The organism is Vibrio sp. 10N.222.51.C5 (assembly GCF_041474575.1).
GTDB lineage: Bacteria > Pseudomonadota > Gammaproteobacteria > Enterobacterales > Vibrionaceae > Vibrio > Vibrio crassostreae_C.
Genome location: NZ_JBFRUJ010000117.1, coordinates 1 through 1,286, shown reverse-complemented (window position 1 = coordinate 1,286; position 1,286 = coordinate 1). Strand labels below are relative to the sequence as shown.

Below are 1,286 nucleotides of genomic sequence, written 5' to 3'. Positions count from 1 at the left end.
GAATCATTTTAGAGAACATTAAATGAGCCTAATTATGAACCGTCTAGTTTCCTCGGGTTTTACCGTTGCTTTGTCATTACTTGTAGTGGCATGTAGCTCACCCCACACGTTGGATGTACGCGTACACAAAGACAATTACAAAGAAGTGGTTGTAGAAGAAGCGATATCAGTAAAAGAGCCATTGCGTATGTGGGCGAGTGAGAACCCAGACTTCTTATACTCTCCAATCGATCAAACAACGCCAATTAAAGTGTCAGGTGAGCAACTAAATATCTTAGCTTTGTCAGGAGGCGGCGCGAACGGAGCCTTTGGAGCCGGTATTTTGATAGGGCTGGAAGAATCTGGCCAATTGAAAGACTACTCAATAGTTACTGGCATCAGTGCAGGAGCGCTAATGGCACCATTTGTATTCATCGGCGGAGATGCATTTCCGAAGATGAAGGAGGTGATGTTAAACATCAATGACAAATCAGTGCTCGGCAAAAAGAACTTTTTAAACACCGTGTTTAAAGATGCTTTTACTGACGGTAAAAACTTGAATCAATTTATCGCTCAGGCGTTCCCTGAACCGATGATCGAGCAAATTGCTGCGCGACACCGCAACGGTAAGCGTTTGTTTATTGGTAGCACACACTTTGATTCTGGAGAGCTTGTCATTTGGAATGTGGGCGCAATTGCAAATAGTGACATGCCAGATAAGTCTGAACTTATATATAAGGTTTTAGCAGCAAGTGCTTCTATTCCTGGAGTCTTCCCACCGCAGTTTATCAATGTGAAGTACGAAGGTAAAAGTTATGAAGAACTTCACGTCGATGGTGGTTTAGCCGCTCAAGTATTTTTCAATCCATCTAACTTCGACTATCAGCAGATCTCAGATGCTCTTGGGTTAGAAAAACCACCACAGCTCGATGTTATTCGAAATGGAGCACTGAAAGCGCCGTACCACTCGCTGAGAGATAAGGGTCTAGATTTAGTAGCAAAGAGCGTATCAAGCCTGACTCTTGCTCAAACACGTGGTGATTTATATCGAATGAAATACATCTGTGAAATCAACAACATTGATATGCAATTTACTTACATCGAGCACGACTTTGGTTACGCCAAACGAACCAAAGACATGTTTGATGAACACTATTTATTAACCATATACGAATATGGTTATCACAAAGCAACTCAGGGCAAACCTTGGGTAACAGAATTACCTTAATTTAGGGATATCGTAAAATGAATAAAACAGCTTTAGCGCTACTTATCATGGCAACGTCTAGCGCTGCCATGGCACAAAA

The 1,286-nt window shown here is 41.9% G+C and carries 1 protein-coding gene; it reads left to right on the top strand.

The window, feature by feature from the left end; all coding sequences use genetic code 11:
• Positions 1–34: 34 nt before the first annotated feature.
• Positions 35–1,207, top strand: a complete 1,173-nt coding sequence (locus AB4558_RS21835; RefSeq protein WP_372159105.1) for a patatin-like phospholipase family protein — start codon at positions 35–37, stop codon at positions 1,205–1,207.
• Positions 1,208–1,286 lie beyond the last annotated feature (79 nt).

What these genes read in the sequence shown, in the direction of transcription:
- AB4558_RS21835 (WP_372159105.1), top strand. Translation starts at nt 35, where the DNA reads ATGAACCGTCTAGTTTCCTCGGGTTTTACCGTTGCTTTGTCATTACTT.